General features: G+C 69.7%; 17 protein-coding genes and 1 pseudogene. 14 read left to right on the plus strand and 4 right to left on the minus strand.

Annotated features, from left to right (window positions below; genetic code table 11):
- The first annotated feature begins 17 nt into the window (after positions 1–17).
- The 9 genes and pseudogenes from ACFWDI_RS03810 to ACFWDI_RS03850 all read left to right on the plus strand — a co-directional run bounded on the left by ACFWDI_RS03810 (position 18) and on the right by ACFWDI_RS03850 (position 8,663).
- Positions 18–1,235 carry an alpha/beta hydrolase family protein gene (locus tag ACFWDI_RS03810; RefSeq protein WP_385301121.1) on the plus strand — a complete coding sequence of 406 codons (1,218 nt, stop codon included), beginning with the start codon at positions 18–20 and terminating at the stop codon, positions 1,233–1,235.
- Positions 1,236–1,499: 264 nt separating this feature from the next.
- On the plus strand, positions 1,500–2,327 hold the full coding sequence (locus ACFWDI_RS03815; RefSeq protein ID WP_385301123.1) for a BTAD domain-containing putative transcriptional regulator: 828 nt from the start codon (positions 1,500–1,502) through the stop codon (positions 2,325–2,327).
- A 210-nt stretch (positions 2,328–2,537) separates the two neighbouring features.
- Positions 2,538–2,972, plus strand: coding sequence for a helix-turn-helix transcriptional regulator (locus ACFWDI_RS03820; RefSeq protein WP_385301124.1), 435 nt, complete (start codon positions 2,538–2,540; stop codon positions 2,970–2,972).
- Between the two features lie 20 nt (positions 2,973–2,992).
- Positions 2,993–3,403 carry a VOC family protein gene (locus ACFWDI_RS03825; RefSeq protein ID WP_385301125.1) on the plus strand — a complete coding sequence of 137 codons (411 nt, stop codon included), beginning with the start codon at positions 2,993–2,995 and terminating at the stop codon, positions 3,401–3,403.
- A 31-nt stretch (positions 3,404–3,434) separates the two neighbouring features.
- Positions 3,435–3,539: pseudogene (locus ACFWDI_RS03830) on the plus strand (VOC family protein); the annotation flags it as partial.
- Positions 3,540–3,842 (plus strand): hypothetical protein, encoded by a 303-nt coding sequence (locus ACFWDI_RS03835; RefSeq protein WP_385301126.1) that lies wholly within the window; start codon positions 3,540–3,542, stop codon positions 3,840–3,842. It abuts the pseudogene before it with no gap.
- Positions 3,842–6,235 carry an ATP-binding cassette domain-containing protein gene (locus ACFWDI_RS03840; RefSeq protein ID WP_385301127.1) on the plus strand — a complete coding sequence of 798 codons (2,394 nt, stop codon included), beginning with the start codon at positions 3,842–3,844 and terminating at the stop codon, positions 6,233–6,235. The genes ACFWDI_RS03835 and ACFWDI_RS03840 overlap by 1 nt, the downstream gene beginning before the upstream one ends.
- A gap of 389 nt (positions 6,236–6,624) precedes the next feature.
- Complete coding sequence (locus ACFWDI_RS03845) at positions 6,625–7,560, plus strand: NADP-dependent oxidoreductase (protein ID WP_385301128.1); 936 nt, start codon at positions 6,625–6,627, stop codon at positions 7,558–7,560.
- 71 nt (positions 7,561–7,631) lie between these two features.
- A complete protein-coding gene (locus ACFWDI_RS03850; RefSeq protein WP_385301129.1) occupies positions 7,632–8,663 on the plus strand; it encodes an aldo/keto reductase in 1,032 nt (343 codons plus the stop codon).
- A 116-nt stretch (positions 8,664–8,779) separates the two neighbouring features.
- On the opposite strand, the gene ACFWDI_RS03855 is transcribed toward ACFWDI_RS03850, so the two are convergent.
- Positions 8,780–9,649: a UbiA family prenyltransferase gene (locus ACFWDI_RS03855; RefSeq protein WP_385301130.1), complete on the minus strand. Its 870-nt coding sequence runs from the start codon at positions 9,647–9,649 to the stop codon at positions 8,780–8,782.
- A gap of 120 nt (positions 9,650–9,769) precedes the next feature.
- On the opposite strand from ACFWDI_RS03855, the gene ACFWDI_RS03860 reads away from it, so the two are divergent.
- From ACFWDI_RS03860 to ACFWDI_RS03880, 5 genes are all read left to right on the plus strand, one after another.
- On the plus strand, positions 9,770–10,825 hold the full coding sequence (locus ACFWDI_RS03860; RefSeq protein ID WP_385301131.1) for a type III polyketide synthase: 1,056 nt from the start codon (positions 9,770–9,772) through the stop codon (positions 10,823–10,825).
- Between the two features lie 12 nt (positions 10,826–10,837).
- The gene (locus ACFWDI_RS03865; protein ID WP_385301132.1) at positions 10,838–11,365 is read left to right on the plus strand and encodes an isoprenylcysteine carboxyl methyltransferase family protein; all 528 of its coding nucleotides are present in this window, start codon (positions 10,838–10,840) and stop codon (positions 11,363–11,365) included.
- On the plus strand, positions 11,362–12,378 hold the full coding sequence (locus tag ACFWDI_RS03870) for an NAD(P)/FAD-dependent oxidoreductase (protein ID WP_385301133.1): 1,017 nt from the start codon (positions 11,362–11,364) through the stop codon (positions 12,376–12,378). Before ACFWDI_RS03865 ends, ACFWDI_RS03870 begins: the two co-directional genes overlap by 4 nt.
- Positions 12,379–12,511: 133 nt before the next feature.
- The gene (locus tag ACFWDI_RS03875; RefSeq protein ID WP_385301135.1) at positions 12,512–13,276 is read left to right on the plus strand and encodes a YqjF family protein; all 765 of its coding nucleotides are present in this window, start codon (positions 12,512–12,514) and stop codon (positions 13,274–13,276) included.
- 1,098 nt (positions 13,277–14,374) lie between these two features.
- Positions 14,375–15,364 carry a copper resistance protein CopC gene (locus ACFWDI_RS03880; protein WP_385301137.1) on the plus strand — a complete coding sequence of 330 codons (990 nt, stop codon included), beginning with the start codon at positions 14,375–14,377 and terminating at the stop codon, positions 15,362–15,364.
- 133 nt (positions 15,365–15,497) lie between these two features.
- Here ACFWDI_RS03880 and ACFWDI_RS03885 read toward each other — a convergent pair whose 3' ends face one another.
- Genes ACFWDI_RS03885 through ACFWDI_RS03895 form a run of 3 tightly spaced genes read right to left on the minus strand, consistent with a single transcriptional unit; the run spans position 15,498 to position 18,584 of the window.
- Positions 15,498–15,917 carry a hypothetical protein gene (locus ACFWDI_RS03885; RefSeq protein ID WP_385301139.1) on the minus strand — a complete coding sequence of 140 codons (420 nt, stop codon included), beginning with the start codon at positions 15,915–15,917 and terminating at the stop codon, positions 15,498–15,500.
- Positions 15,914–17,095 (minus strand): alpha/beta hydrolase family protein, encoded by a 1,182-nt coding sequence (locus ACFWDI_RS03890; protein WP_385301140.1) that lies wholly within the window; start codon positions 17,093–17,095, stop codon positions 15,914–15,916. Before ACFWDI_RS03890 ends, ACFWDI_RS03885 begins: the two co-directional genes overlap by 4 nt.
- Positions 17,096–17,147: 52 nt before the next feature.
- Entirely contained in the window at positions 17,148–18,584 is a 1,437-nt protein-coding gene (locus ACFWDI_RS03895; RefSeq protein ID WP_385301141.1) for an APC family permease, read from the minus strand.
- Positions 18,585–18,610: the final 26 nt, after the last annotated feature.

The following is an 18,610-nucleotide window of genomic DNA, read 5'->3' on the forward strand; positions in this document are numbered from 1 at the left end:
ACCCAGGAGCCGCAGCCATGAAATTCCTCTTCGACGACCCGGCCTTCGATTACGAGGCATTGCGCGCCGCCGGTTACGCCGACCTCGGCGGCGCACAGCTCGGCGAGGTCATCGCCGTCGCCTCGCGCATCCAGGACGGCGACACCGACGCCTGGCGGCGTGAGTGGACCGCCATGGCCGAGCGCGTACACCGGCTGGGCACGGCGGCACTCGGCGAGAAGCGGACCGTCGACGCCCGTGCCGCACTGCTGCGCGCGCACAACTACTACCGGACGGCCGAGTTCTTCCTGCGCGACGACCCCGCCCACGACCCCGAGGCCGGCCGGCTGATGCGGCTCTCCAAGGACACGTTCGCTCAGGCCGCCGAACTGATGGAACGCCCACCACAGTTCGTCCGTATCCCCTACGAGAACGGATCGCTGCCGGGCCACTTCTACCGGGCCGACGACTCCGCCGGGCCACGGCCCACCATCATTCACCACGGCGGGATCGACTCCACACTCGAGGAGGGCTACTTCTTCGTCGCGGCGGCCGCCGTGGCACGCGGCTACCACTGTCTCTGCTTCGAAGGGCCGGGACAGGGGTCGGTGCTGCGCGAACAAGGCCTCACCTTCAGGCCCGACTGGGAGAACGTGGTCGCCCCGGCAGTGGACTTCGCGCTGGCTCAGCCGGGGGTGGATGCCGAACGTCTGGCGCTGATCGGCACCAGCCTCGGTGGACTGCTGGCCGTACGCGCTGCGGCGTTCGAGCACCGGCTGGCAGGCTGCGTGGCCCACGACGCGGTCTGGCAGCTCGGTGATGTCGTGGCGCTGCCCCCGTTCGTACTGGAGTGGGTCGAGCAGGGCTGCGACGACTTCGCCAATCCCGTGATGTACGGGATCGCCATCCAGCAGACGTTCACCCGCTGGCTGCTGCGCCAGGCACTGTGGACGTTCGGCGCCGAAACGCCCGCCGAACTGCTGCGCCGTATGCCCGCTTTCAACCTCTCGGAGGTCGTGGGACAGGTGCGCTGTCCCGTGCTGGTGCTCGACGCCGAGGAGGACATGTTCTTCTCCGGTCTTGAACACGCGAAGAAGGTGCACACGGGGCTGAACAGCGCCAAGACACTGCATGTCTTCACCGCGGACGAGGGCGGTGGCGCCCACTGCCACTCCGGAGCCATGAGTCTCTACCACGACCGGCTGTTCTCCTGGCTGGCCGGGACGCTGGCACCCGACCGGGTACCAGCCGCCTGATCCGACACACATGCAAGGACGAGGGACGAGAGGCGGCCGGCGCAGGGGATTCCCCGAGCCGGCCGCCTCTGCCGCTCCATCAGTGCCGCTTCAACAATTGAATTCCAGCTGTTCAATGGCTGGAAATAGACATTCGGGCCTCATCTCAGCTGTTATCTTCCTTTTAATGACCACGTAACGACGGTCGCGCTAGGGTGTTTATCGGCAAGCGTGTACTCCATGCGACATCAGGGAGTAGACGGGGGATTCCGAACTATCGAATGCGTGGCACGCATTCAGGGGGTTTACGTGTCCCTGCACTCTGCGCAAAACGGCCGGCCGCTGCGCTATGAGGTGCTCGGTCGGCTGAGGGTGACCCGTGGCGATGTCGACCTGACGCCGGCGCCACCGAAGATCGCCAAACTGCTGGCCCTCCTGACCGTCCGGGCGGGGGAGACCGTACCGGGGGACAAGCTGGTCGCGGAGTTGTGGGAGCAGCAGCCGCCGCGCTCTGCGACCGCAAGCCTGCGCGTCTATGTGTCGCAATTACGGAAACTCCTCAGCGAACCCGGAAGGATCTCACCGATTATTACGGTGTCGCCCGGTTACATTCTCAATGTCAGTACGGCGGAGCTCGACGTCCGGCTGTTCGACGAACTCTACGAAATCGGCAGATCCCATTACTTCGCGGCTGATCATCTGGCCGCATCGGAGCATCTCGGACAGGCCCTCGCCATGTGGCGGGGGCCTGTCCTGGACGGTATTGCAGGATCTCTGGAGATCAACTCGTTTGCCGCCGTCGAGGAGGAAAAACGGCTCAATTGCATCGAGTTGAATATCGAATCCGCCCTGGCTCTCGGCCGCCACTACGCCGTGATCGAGGAACTCAAGGGCCTGGTGGTCCAGCATCCGCTGCGGGAGCCCTTCTACCGGCAGCTGATGGTGGCTCTCTACCGAGTGGGCCGGCAGGGCGATGCGCTGGGCGTGTACCGCAGGGTCCGGCAGATCATCAGGGAAGAACTGGGGATCGAGCCGGGCCCGCCGCTGCGCCTGGCACAGGAGGCCATCCTCCGGGCCGACCCCGCTGCGGGTATGACGCCTTCCCTTCGCTGACGGTGCGGTGTTGTGCATGGCGATCCCCGGTGAGCGGATCGTGACCTGCTCACCGGGGACCACTGGGTTGACGCGCCGAAGGCCGAATACCTCAGGGCCTGAAGCAGGTCGAGGGCGTGAGCGGAGCAGACCGGGCCAGAGCGGACGGGGAGTCGGGTGGGACGCCCGTGGCGCTGGGCAACTCCGGTGCGACGTGGCACGATCGAGCAGGTGACCAGCAGACCCGCCGCGGCGCAGCACCTGCGCGACCTCGCGCGGCTGCGCCGCGTCCGTGACCGGATCGACCGGGAGTACGCGCAGCCGCTGAACGTCGAGGCGCTCGCCCGCGGCGTGAACATGTCCGCCGGGCACCTCAGCCGCCAGTTCCGGCTGGCCTACGGCGAGGCGCCGTACGCGTACCTGATGACGCGGCGCATCGAGCGCGCGACGGCGCTGCTGCGTCGTGGCGACCTCAGCGTCACCGAGGTCTGCTTCGCGGTCGGCTGCTCATCGCTGGGCACCTTCAGCACCCGCTTCACCGAGCTGGTCGGCATGCCGCCCAGCGCCTATCAGCGCCGCGCAACGGGCGCTGCGGCGGGGATGCCGCCGTGTGTGGCAAAACAGGTGACAAGACCGATCAGGAATCGAGAAGCGCGGGTCACCTAGTCGCAGCTAGCGTGACGGCCATGGACATCACCATTCATACGAGCTTCCTCCCGCATGACGACCCGGACGCGTCCCTGGCTTTCTATCGAGACACTCTCGGCTTCGAGGTCCGCAGCGATGTCGGACAGGGCAAGATGCGCTGGATCACGGTCGGCCCCGTCGGCCAGCCCGGCACGTCCATCCTCCTGGCGCCGCCGGCCGCCGACCCTGGGGTCACCGAGGACGAGCGCCGCACCATCGCCGAGATGATGGCCAAGGGCACCTACGGCTGGATCCTGCTGGCCACCCGGGACCTCGACGGTACTTTCGAGAAGGTGCAGGCCGGCGACGCCGAGGTCGTCCAGGAGCCGACCGAGCAGCCGTACGGCGTCCGCGACTGCGCCTTCCGCGATCCCGCGGGCAATCTGATCCGCATCCAGGAGCTTCGCTGAGCCGTCCGGCTGTCGCAGCCATGACCTGCACGGACGGCCCGTGACGGAGCCCGCGCACGACGTCGGTGGCGGCCGCCTGGTGGCCACCGTCACCGACCCCGGTGGCAACGTCCTCGGGCTGCTTCAGGACCGATGAGTGCCGACCCCCCGCTCCCGCGCTCAGCGTCGTCGCGACACCGAGCGCAGCCCCACCGGCACGAACCTGGCCACCACCCGAAACGTTCGGCTGGGGCTGGGCCCCACCCGCGACGTGTCCATGATCGAGGGGGAAGTCGAGGTCCTCGAGAGCGACGCGCTGCCGCAGCAGCGGGTGACCGGTTCGCCGCGCGCACCGGCTTCGACCCGCGTGCGCCGGCCACCCCGTACCGCTGGTTGGATCGAGCCAGGCGACGCCGACGGAGACCGCGAAGGCGGCCCCGCCCAACAGATGGAGACATGATGAGCATGGCCGCGAGGACGGACACGCAGTCGCCTGCGCTGCACGCTGCCGACAGCCACGACCTGATCCGCGTGCACGGCGCGCGCGTGAACAACCTCAAGGACGTCAGCATCGAGATCCCGAAGCGCCGGCTGACGGTGTTCACCGGTGTCTCCGGCTCGGGCAAGAGCTCTCTGGTGTTCGGCACCATCGCCGCGGAGTCACAGCGGCTGATCAACGAGACCTACAGCGCCTTCGTGCAGGGCTTCATGCCCACCCTGGCGCGGCCCGAGGTCGACGTACTCGACGGGCTGACGACCGCGATCATCGTCGACCAGCAGCGGATGGGTGCCGACCCCCGCTCCACGGTCGGCACCGCCACCGACGCCAACGCGATGCTGCGCATCCTGTTCAGCCGACTCGGGCGGCCGCACATCGGCTCGCCCCAGGCCTTCTCCTTCAACGTCGCCTCGATCAGTGGAGCGGGTGCGGTCACCCTGGAGCGCGCCGGACGGACCGTGAAGGAGCGTCGCGAGTTCAGCATCACCGGCGGCATGTGTCCGCGCTGCGAAGGCCGGGGCACGGTCTCCGACATCGACCTCACCCAGCTCTTCGACGACTCCAAGTCGATCGCCGAGGGCGCGTTCACCATCCCCGGCTGGAAGTCGGACAGCTTTTGGACCGTGCGGACCTATGCCGAGTCGGGCTTCCTCGACCCCGACAAGCCGATCCGCAAGTACACCAAGAGAGAGATGCAGGACTTCCTCTACCGGGAGCCGACCAAGGTGAAGGTCGAGGGCGTCAACCTCACCTACGAGGGGCTGATCCCCAAGATCCAGAAGTCGTTCCTCTCCAAGGACCGGGAGGCGATGCAGCCGCACATCCGGGCGTTCGTGGACCGGGCGGTCACTTTCACCGCCTGCCCCGAGTGCGGCGGCACCCGGCTCAGCGAGGCCGCCCGGTCGTCGAAGATCAAGAAGATCAGCATCGCCGACGCCTGCGCGATGCAGATCAGCGACCTTGCCGAATGGGTCCGCGGCCTCGACGAGCCCTCGGTGGCGCCGCTGCTCACCGCGCTGCAGCAGACCCTCGACTCGTTCGTGGAGATCGGCCTCGGCTACCTCTCCCTCGACCGGCCCTCGGGCACGCTGTCGGGCGGCGAGGCACAGCGCGTCAAGATGATCCGCCACCTCGGTTCCTCGCTCACCGACGTCACCTACGTCTTCGACGAGCCCACCATCGGCCTGCACCCCCACGACATCCAGCGGATGAACGACCTGCTGCTGCGGCTGCGCGACAAGGGCAACACGGTGCTCGTCGTGGAGCACAAGCCGGAGACGATCGCGATCGCCGACCACATCGTCGACCTCGGCCCCGGCGCCGGCACCGCGGGCGGCACTGTCTGCTTCGAGGGCACCGTCGAGGGACTGCGGGCCGGCGGCACCATCACCGGCCGCCACTTCGACGACCGGGCCACCCTCAAAGAGACGGTGCGCAAGCCCACCGGGGCGCTGGAGATCCGCGGCGCGTCGGCGCACAACCTGCGCGACGTCGATGTGGACATCCCGCTCGGGGTGCTCGCCGTCGTCACCGGCGTCGCCGGGTCCGGCAAGAGCTCGCTCGTGCACGGGTCGATCCCCGCAGGCGAGGGCGTGGTGTCCATCGACCAGGGCGCGATCCGCGGCTCCAGGCGGAGCAACCCGGCGACGTACACCGGACTGCTCGACCCGATCCGTAAGGCGTTCGCGAAGGCCAACGGCGTGAAACCGGCGCTGTTCAGCGCCAACTCCGAGGGTGCCTGCCCCAGCTGCAACGGCGCCGGCGTCATCTACACCGACCTGGCGATGATGGCCGGCGTCGCCACCATCTGCGAGGAGTGCGAGGGGAAGCGGTTCCAGGCATCGGTCCTGGACCACCACCTCGGCGGTCGCGACATCAGCGAGGTGCTCGCGATGTCGGTGACCGAGGCCGAGGAGTTCTTCGGCGCCGGCGAGGCGCACACGCCGGCCGCACACAAGATCCTCGACCGGCTCGCCGACGTCGGGCTCGGCTACCTCAGCCTCGGCCAGCCGCTCACCACGCTGTCCGGTGGCGAGCGCCAGCGGCTCAAGCTGGCCACCCATATGTCCGAGAAGGGCGGCGTCTACGTCCTCGACGAGCCGACCGCCGGCCTGCACCTCGCCGACGTCGAGCAGTTGCTCGGCCTGCTCGACCGGCTCGTCGACTCCGGCAAGTCGGTCATCGTCGTCGAACACCACCAGGCGGTCATGGCGCACGCCGACTGGATCATCGACCTCGGCCCCGGCGCCGGCCACGACGGCGGCCGGATCGTCTTCGAGGGCACACCCGCCGACCTCGTCGCCGCCCGCTCCACCCTCACCGGCGAGCACCTCGCGGCCTACGTCGGCAACTGACCGAGGCCCTCGCGGACACCGTGAGACGAACAGCCCAACACGTCTTCCGCCTCTGGGCCTCGGCCTTGCTGATGAGGCTGGTGTCAGCGGCGGGACAGGGGGACGACGTACTTGGCGTCGTCCCCTGCTCCTGGTCCGGGACCGGAGCGGGGAACGTACGGCTGAACGCGCTCAGCTCACGGCGGAGCCGCTGGAGTTCGTCGTCCTTGGCTGCCAGGGCTGACAGGGCCGGCTGCTGACGCTCGGCGACGCCTCGTCCGGCGGCGCGTACGGTCGGGCTCCTCGCTTGGGCGGGTCCGACCGAGTAGAAGAGAGAAGGGTGCTCACGTCCGGTGCCCCAGCCGCCGGCCGCCGTGGGGCGGTGGCTTGCTCACCTCAGGGAGTCGCCCGTGAAAGCCCTCGTCGCCACCGACTACATGCCGCTGGACCAGATCACGATCACCGAGCTCCCCACACCCACCCCGGGACCCGGCCAGGTGCTGATCAAGGTCGAGGCCGCGGCACTCAACCCGCTCGATCTGAAGCTGATCACCGGCGGGGCGAAGGACCTCTTCCCGGTCGAGCACCCGCTGGTGATCGGAATGGACGCGGCGGGCACCGTTGCCGAAGTGGGGGCGGGCGTTTCCGGATACGCGCCGGGTGATCCGGTGCTCGCCTTCACCGGGCAAGCGGGCGCCGTTGCCGAGTACACGGTGGCGTCGCCCGGTCCCCTGCTCGCCCGGCGGCCTGCGGGCCTGGACAGCCCGCACGGCGCCGCCATCCCCGAATCGGGGCTCACCGCGGTCTGCCTGGTGCGCGCCGTCCGGCTCACGGAGGGCGAGAGCGTGCTGGTGGTCGGGGCGACCGGCGGCATCGGAATGTACGCCGTGCAGCTGGCCCACGCACTTGGGGCCCGTGTGATCGCCACGGCCATCACGGACGACGAGGAGTATGTGCGCGGCCTCGGCGCCACCGACACCGTCGACTACAAGAACGCTGATGTGGTGGAGCAGACCCTGCGCCTGGTGCCCGGCGGCGTCGATGCCGTCGTCGACCTGGTCAACTCGGGTGAAGGACTCACGGACACCGCGCGCGCGGTCCGACCGGGCGGCCGGCTGGTGTCGCCGCTCTTCGGGCCCGACGACCTGGGCCGCGACGTTTCGCCGGTCTACATCGGCTCCTTCCAGGCGGAGCCGGGCGATCTCGACGATCTGGCGGCCCGGGCGGCTGACGGGCGGCTGAAGGTGGAAATCGGCGCACGCTACGGGTTCGCGGACGCTGCACAGGCCGTTGCCGACTTCGCCGGTAAGCACATCCGGGGCAAGGTTGTCATCACCACCTCATGAAATGACGGTCTCTGAGCGGAACCGGCGTCGGGGCAGCTCACCGCAGCCGACCTACGAAAGGCGTGGCTCTCATGAAGCGCAGGATCCTCGGTGGTACGGGTATCTCGGTGAGCGAATACGCGCTGGGCACCATGATGTTCGGCGCCTGGGGCAGTGGCGACCAGAACGAGGCCGTCCGTATGATCCACCGGGCGCTGGACGCGGACATCAACTTTGTGGACACCGCAGACGTCTACAGCCTGGGCGAATCGGAGGAGATCGTCGGCAAGGCGCTCAAGGGACGCCGGGACGATGTCGTACTCGCCACCAAAGGCAGCAGTTCGATGGGCGACGATCCCAACCACGGCGGAAACTCACGGCGCTGGCTCACCCGGGCCGTGGAGAACAGCCTCCGCCGCCTGGGCACCGACTACATCGACCTGTACCAGGTGCACCGACCCGACGCGGACACCGACATCGACGAGACGCTTTCCGTCCTGTCCGATCTCGTACGCGCGGGCAAGGTACGCGCGATCGGCCACTCCACATTCCCCGCGGAACAGATCGTCGAGGCCCAGTGGACGGCCGAGCGGCGCGGCCACATCCGTTTCCGCACCGAGCAGCCGCCGTACTCGATCCTGGCCCGGGGCGTTGAGGCCGCAGTGCTGCCCACCGCCCAGCGCTATGGTATGGGTGTGCTGACCTGGGGCCCGCTCAGCGCGGGCTGGCTCTCCGGGAAGTACGCCAGGCCGACGGACATCAACCTCACGGCGGGCAGCGGCCGGGCGGCCCTTGAGCGGCACAAGTTCGACCCGTCGGTGCCGGGCAACGCCCGCAAGCTGGAAGCCCTCGGCGAGCTGACGACGCTGGCCGACGAGGCGGGCCTGAAGCTCGCGCACCTGGCGATCGCCTTCGTACGCGCCCACCCGGCCGTCACCTCGGTGATCATCGGCCCGCGCACGAGCGAGCACCTGGAGGACCTACTGGCGGGTGTGGACGTCGGGTTGAGCGCGGACATCCTGGACCGGATCGACGACATCGTGCCTCCGGGCACGGACCTGAACCGGGACGATTTCTACTACACACCGCCGGCATTGTCCGACGCGTCCCTGCGGCGCCGCTGACGCCGGGGACGGCCCGTGCTGCCGGGGCACGTCGGAGGTCTCCTGGAGGGGGTCGGGGGCGGCCCCGCTGCCGTGACTCGGGGCATCGCCCTGTCCGATGCAGTGTGACACCGGAGTCAGGCAAGGGCGGTGCCCCGCACCAGGAGCAGCGCCACATCTGCCGCCGCCACGGCGACCGTTCCGGCGAACGCCGCCTTGCGCCAGTACCGGCCAAGTGCGAGCCCCGCGACCGCTGTCGGCGGCGCCGCCAACAGTGCCGCCGCTCCCCACACGCCCGGGGGTCCCGCGGGTCCCAGCACCAGTACCGCCGTTGCCGCCACCAGGGGGACCGGCAACAGCAGCCGGGTGCGGCCGACGCCCAGCCGCTGCGGCAGCCCGCGCATCCCGGTCCCCAGATCATCGCCGATGTCCGGGAGCACGTCGCCCAGATGGGCCGCGATGCCGAGCAGCGCTCCGGCCGTCACGGCCCACCACTGGGGCCAGGGGTGGCCGGGTCTGCTCAGGGTGACGACAGCCGGCAGGGTACCGAATCCGATCACATACGGCAGCCAGGACAGCACCGTCGCCTTGAGCTTGAGGTTGTACATCCATGCCGCCGCCACCGCGGTCAGGTGCACCGTACCGGCGAAGAGACCACAGGCCAGCGACAGAGGCACACACAGCAGGAGGGCGGCGAACGCCGCCGCCCACACCGCGCTCAGGCCCACCGCGCCATCGGCCACCGGTTTGCCGCGGCGGCCGACCGCGGCGTCGCGCCGGGCGTCGAAGGCGTCGTTGCACCAGCCCACCGAGAGCTGGCCGGCCAGCACCGCCGCGCCGATCAGCGCGCAACGCGCCGCGCTCAGGTCGGCGCTGACGGCCAGTGCGGTAGCCAGGACGGTCACAGCGACCACAGGCCCCGGATGACAGGACAGGGCCAGCCCCACCGCACGGCGGAGCGGCCACGCGGTCGTGCCGCATACCTGTGACTGATCCGTAGTGCCCATCGGGCGATGGTAGGCATTCCGGGACGGACGGGTGTGACAGCCGCACGGGCTACTTGAGGTGTCTTCCGCCTTTCTGCGGGCAAGGAATGGGGCCATGATGCCTCCGAAGCGGGAAGCGGGATGACCCGGATCGCGGCTGTTCACGGCTCCCTGGCACCGCACCGCCACACCCAGAGCGAGATCACCGACATGGTGGCCCGCACCTGCCTGCCACCGGGCGCCGATCGCCGTGCCCTCGATCGCCTTCACGAGAACGCGCAGGTGCGCACACGGCACATGGTGCTGCCGTTGGAGCGCTATTGCGAGCTGGATGGCCTCGGCGCGGCAAACGACGTCTTCATCGGCGCGGCTGCCGATCTGGGTGCCGAGGCCGTCCGCGGTGCGCTGCGCACGGCGGGGCTGCGGCCCACTGATGTGGACCTGCTGATGTTCACATCCGTCACCGGAGTGGCCGCGCCCTCCATCGATGCCCGGCTCGTCGGGCGTCTCGGCCTGCGACCCGATGTGAAACGGCTGCCCATCTTCGGCCTGGGCTGCGTCGCCGGGGCCGCCGGTGTGGCTCGGCTGCACGACTACCTGCTCGGCTGGCCCGACCATGTGGCTGTGCTGCTCTCGGTCGAACTCTGCTCCCTCACCTTCCAGCGCAATGACGCGAGGCCCGCCAACCTGGTGGCGACCGGGCTGTTCGGCGACGGGGCGGCCGCTGTGGTCGCCGTCGGCGACCGCCGGTCGTCGACGGCCGGCCCCGAGGTGGTGGCCACCCGCAGCCGTATGTACCCGGACACCGAACGGGTGATGGGCTGGGACATCCGAAGCTCCGGCTTCAGGGTGGTGCTGGACGTGGCCGTCCCGGACGTCGTCCGCCGGTATCTCGCCGACGACGTCCACGGATTCCTGGAGGAGCACGGGCTCAAGCCGAAGGACGTGGCCCACTGGGTGTGCCACCCCGGCGGCCCCAAGGTCCTGGAAGCCGTCTCCGAGGTTCTCTCCTTGCCCGAGGGCGCCCTCGACGTCACCTGGCGCTCGCTGGCCGAGGTGGGGAACCTGTCGTCGTCCTCGGTCCTGTATGTCCTTCGGGACACGCTGGAGCAGAGGCGGCCCGAACCGGGAACGCCCGGTCTGCTGATGGCCATGGGCCCCGGATTCTGTTGCGAACTGGTACTGCTGCGCTGGTAGGTCGGAGGACGCATGATCTGGTACACCGCTCTGGTGCTGGCCGTCGCGGTCGAGCGCTGCGTCGAACTCGCCGTGGCGCTGCGCAACACCCGTTGGAGCCGGGCCCGCGGCGGCATCGAAGCCGGCAGCGGGCACTACCCGGCCATGGTCGCCCTGCACACCGCCCTGCTGGGGGGCTGTCTCGCCGAAGTCTGGCTGGCCGGCCGCCCGTTCCTCCCGCTGTTCGGCTGGACCATGGTGGTCGTGGTCTTCGCCGCTCAGACGTTGCGCTGGTGGTGCATCCGTACGCTCGGACATCAGTGGAACACCCGCGTCATCGTCGTCCCGGGCCTGCCCCTGGTGACCGACGGACCCTACCGATGGCTGCGCCACCCCAACTACGTCGCGGTCGCCGCCGAGGGGCTGGCGCTGCCGCTGGTCCACAGTGCGTGGGTGACTGCCGTCGGCTTCACCGTGCTCAACGCGGTGCTCATGGCCGTCCGCATCCGGTGCGAGGACGGGGCGCTGGCCTCCGCGGCGGCAGCGGACGTACGGTCGTGATCGACCTCCTGGTGGCGGGCGGAGGCCCGGCCGGCCTGGCGGCGGCGATCCACGCCGCTCGGGTGGGTATGCAAGCCGTCGTGGTCGAGCCCCGCGCCGCTCCCGTCGACAAGGCCTGCGGCGAGGGAATCATGCCCAGCGGTGTGGCGGCGCTGCGTTCGCTGGGTGTCGAGGTGTCCGGCCACGACCTGCGCGGGATCCGCTACCTTGCGGGCGCCCGTCGCGCCGAGGCAACGTTCCACGGCAGCCCCGGACTCGGCGTACGGCGGACCGAACTGCACGCCGCCCTGTATCAGCGGGCCGTGGAACTCGGGGTGCGGATCGTTCCGGGCAAGGTGGGGGAGATCCGCCAGGCCCACGACCGTGTCAGCGCGGCGGGGCTGACGGCGCGGTGGCTGATCGCCGCCGACGGCCTGCATTCTCCGCTGCGCCGGGAGCTCGGCCTGGACCGTCCCGGGGGTGCATATCCGCGGCGATACGGCATGCGCCGCCACTACCGCATCGCCCCGTGGACCGACTTCGTGGAGGTCCACTGGTCCCGCCACGGCGAGGCGTATGTGACGCCGGTCGGGGACAACCTGGTGGGCGTCGCCGTGCTCAGCCGCGACCGTTGTTCCTACGACGAGCACCTGATGGCGTTTCCCGCTCTCGCCGCTGTGCTCGGGGGCCGCGGGGCGAATTCGGTGCGCGGCGCCGGGCCGTTGCGGCAGCGGGCGCGCAGTCAGCGGGCCGGACGTGCCCTGTTGGTCGGTGACGCGGCGGGCTATGTCGACGCCCTGACCGGCGAAGGCATCGCACTGGCCATGGCGACGGCCGCGGCGGCGGTCAGCTGCCTGGCCGCCGCTCGGCCTCAGGCGTATCCCGCGCAGTGGGCGCGGCTGACGAGACGTCACCGGCTGTTGACCGAGGGCCTGCTGAGAGCAGCTCGGTACCCCGCCACAGCACGTCTGATCGTCCCTGCCGCTCACCGCGCGCCGGCGGCCTTCAGAGCGGCGGTACACGCATTGCAGTAAGTACGGCAGAGGAATCCTGCCGTGCCATCCTGCCGTGCCATCTTGCCGTCCTCGGCGTACTCGCCCCGCGTCCCGTACTCGGTGCGAGGTCCCCTCCGCATGGCCGCAGAGCGGACTCTGCGATGCTGAAAGGGTGCCGCCCACGCCCCGTGCTCCCCAATCCATAACGGCCGACTCACCCCACCCCGGGGTAAGCCCCCTGCTGACCCAGTCCTGGCTGGACCTGGCATTCCTGCACTGGGCCGCCGATCCGGCAGACGTGGCACCGCTCCTGCCGGCCCAGACCGTTCCCGACACGCTCCATGGGGTCACCTACATCGGACTCGTCGCCTTCCGGATGCACCGGGTCGGCTGGTTCCGCCTCCCCGGCGTCCCTTATCTGGGGACCTTTCCCGAGACGAATGTCCGTCTCTACTCGAGGGATGCCCATGGGCGCCGAGGGGTGGTCTTCCGATCGCTCGATGCCTCCCGGCTGATCCCGGTGGCGGTCGCGCGCACGGTGTTCCAGCTGCCGTACCTGTGGTCCCGGATGGCGATCCGGCGCGACGGCGACACACTCACCTACACCAGCACGCGGCGCTGGCCAGGGCCGCGAGGCGCGCACAGCCGTATTGCTCTGCGGATCGGCGAGCGCGTCGAGACCCCCAGCGAGCTCGAACACTTCCTGACCGCACGCTGGGGCATGCACAACACGTTCTTCGGACGGTCGGTGTACCTGCCGAACACGCATCCGCGCTGGCCCCTGCACCGTGCCGATCTGATCGAGTGCGACCAGGACCTGGTGGCGGCCGCAGGGCTGCCCGAACCGGCGGGGGAGCCGGTGAGCGTGCTGTATTCGCCCGGCGTCCCGGTACGCTTCGGCCTCCCGGCCCGCCCCGGCGGAATCCCTACCCCGTGAAGCGGCCGACCGTGCGCTTGGACCCGGCCGCTGCATGCGGGGCCCTGTCCGCCGGATCATGAGTCTCATCGGTTCTCCGGGACACGGCGGCTGACGTCGGGGGTGCAGGTGGGCACGATGGCGCGAGCACGGGGCAACGGGTTGCTCGCCGCGCTCGTTTCCCCTCATCGCTCAACCCGACAGCCGCCTTGTCGGCCTCACTATGTCGCCCCCATGGGGGCCGATGCTGACCCCCAAATATACGCGGCATATGCATAGTTGGTGATTTTGAAAAGGAAATCCCGAAGTGCGTTCGAATTCACGCTTTCTTCACCGGTGTTAATGCGGGGCGTTCGGTGGAGCTGCCCGTTCTCACAACGGAGGCAAGTGTCGAGAGAGGCGTAATGCACCCTCGATTAACTGACCCGTAGTGCCGGGGAATCGTCGCGCCGGTCCACTCCTTCGCATCGCTACTCATGTGACCACGACAGGAGTGCCCATGCCCCTCATCCCCAGGGCGTCTTGGCCGGCGGATCACCGCGACGAGGTCGTCGCGGGTGTGCTTGTCGCGGCGGTGGTCGTTGTCCTTGGATACGCCTCCGGGATCGGCGCGCCGGGGGCCGGTGCCGTGAACAGTGCCTCACCGCCGGCTACTTACCCGTCGGCGCCGCCGTCCGCCTCGCTGCCATCCGCAGGCGCCCCCGGGGCGGATGCCCCTGAGACAGATGTGCCCGGCCTTGGTGGTGGGTGGCAGGACGGCGGCGCAGGTGCGATGTTGCCGGTGACGGATGCGCCCGGCGGGCGATCCGACCACGATCACAGTTCTCAACCTGGAGGCCACTCAGGCCGTTCGACCGGCCCCGGCCCCGGCACGCCGTCGTCGCCCAGTCCCTCGCCGTCCGAGTCGCCGGCGTGCAATGACGGCGAGGTTCACCTCGTACAGCCCCTGCTCAACGGTGTCGCCGCGCCCGTGAAGGGGCTGCTGGACAGCCTCCTCGTGTCCGCCCCCTCGCCCCCGCCCTCGCCCCCGGCGGCGGCCTCGGCTCCGCCCCTCTGCACCGGCCTCATGTCCGGCGTCGTGTCCGCTGTCGTGCCGAGCGCCGGTGTGGAGGCGACGCCGTGACCATCCGCCGAGCGAGCGTCGTCCTGCTCGCGCTCATCGCAGTGCTGCTGTGCGCGCCCGCGGCCTCCGCTCACACCGAACTCACCTCCTCCACGCCCAAGGACGGCACCCGGCTTGACCACACCCCGAGCACCGTGCAGTTCACGTTCAATGAACCGGTTGATCCAGCGGAAGTTCGAGTGACGGCAGGCGGCAAGAAGCTGGCAGTCACCCAGCCCGATGCCCGGCACCCCCAAGGCGTCGCAGTCGCCGTTCCCAAGTCCCTGGGTGCCGCGGGCGAGCGGCTGACCCTGGTGTGGCGAGTGACCGACGAACACGACGGCCACGCCACCGCAGGAATGCTCTCCTTCCAGGTAGGCGCCACCGACGCGAGCGGGGGCGGCGAGGATGCTCTCCCGGCGCCCTCCTCCACGCTGCGGGACTCCGTCACCGTCGCACGCTGGGTCGAATACCTTGCCCTCGTGCTGTTCGTCGGCGGCCTCGGATTCCTCACGCTGCTGTGGCCGCAGGGCAGTGAGGACCGCCGTGCCCGCAGTGTCCTCACGCTTGCCTGGCTGTGTGGGCTCGTCGCAACGATGGCCGGCACTGGGCTGCAGGGGGCGTACGCCGCCATGGGATCGCTCGGCGATGCCCTCGACGCGGCGACGTACGCCGATGCGCTGGCAGGCGAGGCCGGGCTCGCGCGTGCCGCGCGGGCTCTGCTTTGGCTGCTGGCCACCGTCGTACTGGCCGCCGTGCTGCAGGGCGGGGAGCGGACCGCACGCTCGCCGGGCTGGCGGGTGGGCGCGGCCGTGGTCTGCCTCGGGCTGTTGCGCACGGTCGGTATGTCCGGGCACGGCACCGAGGGCACCCACCCCGGCTGGGGTGCGGTCGCCGATCTGGTGCACCTGCTGGGTATTTCGCTGTGGATCGGCGGTCTCGTGCTGCTGCTGACCGGCGTACTGCCGCGGCGTCGACCCGCTCGGCCGCCGCACGCCGGACGGTAAGGAGCGGCGACATGTGAGCCACGAGCAGCTGACCGCCGCGCTGACCGCGATCTCAGATACGCATCGTGCTCTCCCGAGGCGACGCCCGGTCCGTTGGGCGCCGCCCCATTCGCTCACGTATCGCTCACGGAGATCAGGGTCGTCTCGGCCGGGACTTGGGCTGCATGTCGCTGAGGACGCTGATGATGCTCCAGGCGCTACCGACGCGTGCGCAGGAGAATACGTCGATGGCCTCGGTGGCGGAGGAGTTCGTGAAGTTCATGGTGAACTCCTGGCGTACCAGGGCGACGTCGCCCGTGATCTCGACGCTGCGGCTGCCGGGCGCTTCGGAGTAGCCCTCTTCTCGCAGGCCGTTGCGCATCTGTGCCTCTGCATAGGCGGCCAGATCCAGCACCGAAACCTCGCGGTCCTGGGGGAAGATGCGCAGGGCTAGCACGGCGGCGGGGTGGAACACGGCATTGAACTGCTCCCAGTCGGGCTGTTCGCCCGGCTCGAAGGCGAGGGCGGCGTAGGCGCGCTCGACGAGGGCTCCGAGTTCCTGTTCGTCGGTCATCGCGCGCGGTGGGTGGATACGGCGGACGCGGGGGAACCGAACTCGATCGTGTAGGTGTCGATGCCCCGTGCGGCGAGCACGGCGTCGGGGTCGGCGGAGACGAACGCCCTGGCGCCTGGATCGTCGCAGAGATGGGCGTCGAAGTGGGCCGTGACCAGGCCCTGCCAGGCCAGCTTGGCCTTGTCCCCCGAAACGAGACGTTCTATGGGCTCGACGGACCGGGCAACCCGGGGCCAGTCTCCGGGGCCGTCGGGAAAGAGAGCGGCGAGCTGTTCCGCGAACTCCTTGAGCCACGCCTGGCCGGTATCGATGTCGTCGACGAAGTGGTTGTGGTCGGCGCGGGCGAGGACGACCATGCGCTTGAGCGTGGCCGGCAGGGAGCGGAAGAGGGCGAGCTGGCCGTACAGGGGCAGTAGTGAGTCGCGGTCGGCTGCCAGCACAAGGGCGGGGGCGTCGTTGTGCCAGTCGAGTGCGAGTTCCGTGACGAAGCCGTTGTCGGGGGCGTCCACCGGGGAGTCGCCCCCGGCCGGGCACATCGGGACGACGGCGGTGACGCGGTCGTCCACGGCGGGGGCAACGATGGAGGACCAGCCGCCAAAACTGGCACCTGTGACGCCGACCCCGTGCGGGCGTACCGGAAGGGTTGTCGTCGCGGTGTCGATCAGGAAGGGGATGTCCTTCTTGCGGTTCCGGGCGATGGTGCGCAGATGGTCGTTGTCGTCGTCAGGTTCGCCGTTGTGTTCCGCCGGCGAGGTGAGGGAGGGTTCCTCGGTGGTGAGGAAGGCGTTCACGTCCAGGAAGGTGCTGCCGACGACGTCGGGTGAGACGACGACGTAGCCGTGGCTGGCGAGGTGGGTGCCGAGGAAGGTGGCTTCGCGGCGGAAGCCCGCATAGCCGTGGATCAGCAGGATCAGCGGGTGCTTGCTAGACGGGTCGGCCCAATCGGCGTCGCGGACTGCGGTCTGGTGGACGACGTCGGCCGGGTCGGCCTGGCCTTCGACGACCCATCCGGGGCTGAAGGTGTCCCAGTGCTCCGGGTCGAGGTCGTGGCCCCGGTGGCGGTCGTGGGCGGGGTACCAGATCTCGACGGGCAGGGTCCGCTGCCGTTCGGTGTCGGTCCACAGGTCGCTGCGGACTCCGACGGGGTGGGCACCGCGGGTGAACGGGTCGTAGGTCATGGGTCTCTCCTTGTGGTGCGCCGACCGCTCGGGGCGGCGGGTCGTGGATGGGTCAGAGGAGCGGATCGGTCCGCCCGATCGCTCCGTAGACGGCGGGCCGTCGCCACCGCAGCCATGCGCCGCGGGCGCATCCTGCGGCCAGCGTCGCGAGAACGAGCAGGGGCAGCAGGACATTGCTGCTGTCGCTGCGTCCGGTGAGCTGTTGGGTGTCGGCGATGATCAGCCAGTTCGTGGCCAGCAGGGCGAGCCCGGCCACGAGTGGGCAGAGCAGGACCTGCCAGGCGGGCAGACCGTGCCGGTTACGGAGGAAGTAGGCGAAGATCGCGAAGGCGGCCAGGACGTTCATGAGGGGCAGCCCTATGACGGCGGGTGCGCTGCCCAGCAGGAAGAGGACCTCGTAGGGGTCGCTCCTGGTCATGGCGCACGCCAGCACCACGGCGAGAGTGAGCAGAGAGTGGCCGGCGCTGGCGATCCAGGGCGATCCCAGCCGCGGGTGGACCGCTGCGGCCGCTTTCGGCAGGACGCCGTCGCGGCCGAGGGCGAGCACATAGCGCGTGGCGGCGTTGTGGAACGCCAGGATCGAGGCGAGCCAGCTGGTGACGACCAGTACCTGCATGGCCTTGGCCACCCAGACGCCGGCGAACTCCCGTGCGGCGATGAACAACATGGCCGTGGGCTCGTTGCTCCCCACGGTTACCGCGCCGTTGTCGCCGAACGCCTGGATGCCGGACCAGCTGATGAACGCATAGAAGAGGGCGAGTACGGCGATGGCGGCGAACGTCGCGCGGCCGATGGTGCGGGCCGGGTCGCGGACCTCTTCGGAGAACAGGACCGTCGACTCGAAACCCGCGAAGGCCGCGATGGCGGCCGCGAGCATCACCCCTGTGTGGGATCCGAACACCTGCTCCGGCGCGAAGGCAGCTCCTGACAGTCCTTCGGCACCGCCGCGTGCCGTGATGGCGAGCGCGACGACGAACAGCACCGCGAGCTCACCAATGATCACGATGCCGAGGACGCGCGCGTTGAGCTCGACCCGTAGCAGCCCGAGCACGGCCATGGCGACCGTGGCGATCAGGGCCCAGAGCAGCCATGGGGTCGAGACGCGGAAGAGGTCGTGGACCATGTCCCGCGCAAGGACCGCGAAGAGGCCGATCGCGCCTGTGGCGGCTGCCGCGTAGGACAGCACGGCTACGAAGGCGACGCCCAGGCCGAGTGGACGGCCGAGGCCCTCGGCCACATACAGGTACAGGCCACCGACGCGGCGGACGTGGCGGGCCATCGCCACATAGCCGACAGCGAAGATCGCGAACATCGCACCGCATACCAGGAACATCCCGGCAGTGCCGATGCCGCCGCGTCCTATCGCGAGGGGCAGAGCGCCGACCGAAAACCCGAGCGGGGCGGCAGCCGCGACAACGAAGAACACGACGTGCCGGGCGCGGAGGGCCCCTGCGTGCAGGGCAGGTTCCGCTTTGGTGTCGGTGGTCATGCGGGCTCCTGTCCCTGTTCTGCCGG

This window comes from Streptomyces sp. NPDC060064, assembly GCF_042736455.1.
Classification (GTDB): domain Bacteria; phylum Actinomycetota; class Actinomycetes; order Streptomycetales; family Streptomycetaceae; genus Streptomyces.